This window comes from Mycobacterium sp. (assembly GCF_049280035.1).
Lineage (GTDB): Bacteria > Actinomycetota > Actinomycetes > Mycobacteriales > Mycobacteriaceae > Mycobacterium.
The window spans coordinates 1-3,231 of record NZ_JBAPPI010000250.1; the positions used below are offsets into that span (position 1 = coordinate 1).

Genomic DNA, 3,231 nt, shown 5'->3' on the forward strand with positions numbered 1-3,231 from the left:
CGTCGTGGCCGCGCTGGCTGTTCACCCGCCCGGGTATCGGCTGCCCGGCGTGCCGATGACGCTGGAGCGTGGGCGCCTGCACGGGCGTGCGGTCGCGGTAGCCGGCCTGCCCCGGGCGGAGCTGATCGTCACCTTGGCCTCGTCACCTGACGGGCCGGTCGCCGCCGTCGCTCGCGTCGGCGACGGCGTGTCCGTACAAGCCGTGGAGTGCACCGATCCCGCACAGCCGGTTGCCGACATCGAGATCGACACCGAACCCGTCGTCACCGCGCCAGTGGATGTGGAATCGGCGCTGGCGACACCGTTGGTCGCCGCGGCCGCCGACCTGGTTGGTGTAGCCGACGGCGCGCTGGCGCGCTCGGTCGAGCATGCGAAATCACGACAGCAGTTCGGCAAGCCGATCGGCGCCTTCCAGGGAATCAAGCACGCGTTGGCCGACAACTACGTCGCCCTGGAGCGCGCTCGCAGTCTCACCTATGCGGCGGCAGCGCGCCTCGACGATCCCGCGACGTCGCCCTCGGCCGGCTGGACCGCTGCGGCGCTGGCCAAAGCAGCGGCAGCCGAGGCGGCGGTCGGCTGCGCTCGCACCGGCGTTCAGGTCCACGGCGCTTTGGCGCAGACCTGGGAGCACGACATGCATTTGTATCTGCGGCACGCCTGGCAAGGCGCCTCGACGCTGGGAGACAGCCGCGCGCTCTACCACGCAGTGGGACGCCGCGTCGCCGGGGGCGCGGCATGACGCGCGCCAACAACGACGTGGTGGCCGAATATGCCGCCTGGTTGACGGACTTTCTGCCGGACGACTACTACGACCGCTACCGCGAGTATCGCTGGGACCTCGATCTTCGGCGTGGTTATCAGCGCGCGGCGTTCGAGGCGGGCTGGTTGCAACCGACCTGGCCGCGCGAACACGGCGGTCGGTCGTTGGGCTTGGCCGACGCGATGGAGATCCGGCTCGAGGGAGCGATGCGATCGGCACCCAAGATGCCCAACATCGCCGGCCCCAATGTTGTTGCGCCGGGGATTCGCCAATTCGGCACGGCTGAGCAGATCGACCGTCTGCTGGTGCCGCTGCTACGCGGCGACGAGTGGTGGGCACTGGGCATGTCGGAGCCCGAAGCCGGATCCGATTTCGCCGGCCTGCGCACCCGCGCCCAGCGGGACGGCCCAGAAAGCAAAGTGTTCCGGGTCAAAGGCAGGAAGATCTGGACCACCCAGGCGCATCTGTCCAAGTGGTGCACGCTCTACGCCCGCACCGACCCGGACGCACCCAAACACCGCGGCATCTCCTGCCTGATCCTCGATCTCGAATCCCCCGGGGTGACAATCGAACCCATCCGGATGGCGTCGATCTCCGACGAGACGTTCTGCGAAGTCATTCTCGACGACGTCGAGGTGCCGGTGGCGAACCTGCTGGGGCCCTGCAACGGCGGATGGCAAGTCGCATTGGCGTCGCTGAACCATGAGCGCCAGATGATCTGGATCATGAACTGGGTCGAGATCCAACGTGGACTCGATTCCATTCGAGGATCACAGACCGCGCACGACGACTACGCCTCCGGTGAGGTCTTCACCGAGCTCGGCTCACTGCTCGCCGACGCCGAAGCGCTGCGGGCTACCGGGTACCGCTCCCTGCACAACGAACTCGCCGGTCGGCCAAGCCCAGAAGCCGACATCCTCAAACTCCTCGGGTCGCTGACCCTGCAGCGGGTTTGGGAGCTTGCCGGCGCGGCCACCGGACCGACCTCGATCAGCGATGCAGACCTGCTGTTCGAACGTCAAGACGCGTTGGCGGCGACCATCTACGGCGGGACATCCGAAATCCAACGCAACATCATCGCCGAGCGGCTGCTCGGACTACCGAAGGGATGATGATGGATTACGACCTCGGTGCCGACGCCGTCGAACTCAGAAAGCGCTTGCGGGACTTGATTTCCGCACATATCCCGGAAGGGTTCTTGGGCGCCTGCACCGACGACCCGAGAGACCTCGCCACCACCGAGTCGTTTTGCAAGCTGCTGGCCTCCGACGGACTGTTGGCCCTGGCCTGGCCGAAAGAACATGGCGGCGGCGGAGGTTCGGTCTGGCAGCAGACCGTACTGCGTGAGGAAATGTGGGCCCACCATGAACCCCGCGGAGCGCAGTACATGGGTATCAACTGGGTCGGGCCCGCGCTGATGCGTTATGGGACCGCCGAGCAGAAGGCCCGACACCTCTCTGCCATCTCCGCCGGAGAAGTGATCTGGTGCCAGGGATTCTCCGAGCCGGAAGCCGGAACCGATCTTGCGTCGCTGCGTACCCGAGCGGTGCCGGACGGCGACGGTTGGCGTGTGACCGGCCAGAAGGTCTGGACCTCGTATGCCCAGATGGCTTCCTGGTGCGTGCTGGCGGCGTGCACCGACCCGGACGCGCCGAAACCCAAGCGGCTCAGCCTGTTTCTCGTACCCATGGACCGGCCCGGTATCACCGTGCGGCCAATCCGTTCAATGCTGGGACCACACCACCTCAACGAGGTATTCCTCGACGACGTCGAGGTGTTCGCCGATGAGGTCCTCGGCGAGGTTGGGGACGGCTGGCGGGTTATGCGCGAGGCCCTCGCCTTCGAGCGGGTCGGGATCGCCCGGTACGCGCGGTGCGAGTCGCTGCTGGACCGGATGCAGAACGAACTCGGCGACGACTGGGACCAGTTGCCCGAGTCGATCCGGGCCCGCTGGGTGCGGGCGCTGATCGACTTGCGGGTTGCGCGGCTGCTGGCCTATCGCGCGGTGTCGCTGCAGGATGACCCATCGGCGGGCGCGGCCGCCAGCGCCGCCCGGATCGCAACCACCACCTGCGATCAGCAGGTCGCGGAGCTGTTGTTCGACGTGCTCGGCCCCACGGCATTGGACAGCGGCGCCTCCGCGCCACTCCACGGAGCGGTTGAAGACCACTGGCGTTACGCCCAAGCCGCCACCGTCGCGTCCGGAACGATCGAAGTACAGCGAATGCTGGTCGCACGCGAAGCCTTGGGAGATCACCGGTGAAAACCGCACTGCCAGAAGATATTACCGAATTCGCCGCGGTCGCCGCCAAGCGGTTCGTCCGGTTCGGCGGCCCGCAGACGGCGCTGCGCGCCGAAACCGAGGAACACTTGCGGCATGACGCCCGGTCCGCGTTGGCCGACCTCGGCGCATTCGACCTCGACGTCAGATCCTCTCCCGACGATCTGCTGGCGGCTGCGGTGCTCTGCCA

The 3,231-nt window shown here is 67.2% G+C and carries 3 protein-coding genes and 1 pseudogene; all 4 read left to right on the plus strand.

From position 1 onward, the window contains the following. On the plus strand, positions 1–739 hold a 739-nt coding region (locus WAN71_RS08085), incomplete at its 5' end, for an acyl-CoA dehydrogenase family protein (protein WP_422224829.1). Next, complete coding sequence (locus WAN71_RS08090; protein ID WP_422224830.1) at positions 736–1,872, plus strand: acyl-CoA dehydrogenase family protein; 1,137 nt, start codon at positions 736–738, stop codon at positions 1,870–1,872. The genes WAN71_RS08085 and WAN71_RS08090, both read left to right, overlap by 4 nt. 2 nt (positions 1,873–1,874) lie before the next feature. Then, positions 1,875–3,023, plus strand: a complete 1,149-nt coding sequence (locus tag WAN71_RS08095; protein ID WP_422224831.1) for an acyl-CoA dehydrogenase family protein — start codon at positions 1,875–1,877, stop codon at positions 3,021–3,023. Beyond that, positions 3,020–3,231: pseudogene (locus WAN71_RS08100) on the plus strand (acyl-CoA dehydrogenase); the annotation flags it as partial. The gene WAN71_RS08095 and the pseudogene WAN71_RS08100, both read left to right, overlap by 4 nt.

Bases quoted from the DNA above. Each gene is read 5' to 3' on its own strand.
- WAN71_RS08090 (WP_422224830.1), top strand. From the start codon at position 736: ATGACGCGCGCCAACAACGACGTGGTGGCCGAATATGCCGCCTGGTTG.
- WAN71_RS08095 (WP_422224831.1), top strand. From the start codon at position 1,875: ATGGATTACGACCTCGGTGCCGACGCCGTCGAACTCAGAAAGCGCTTG.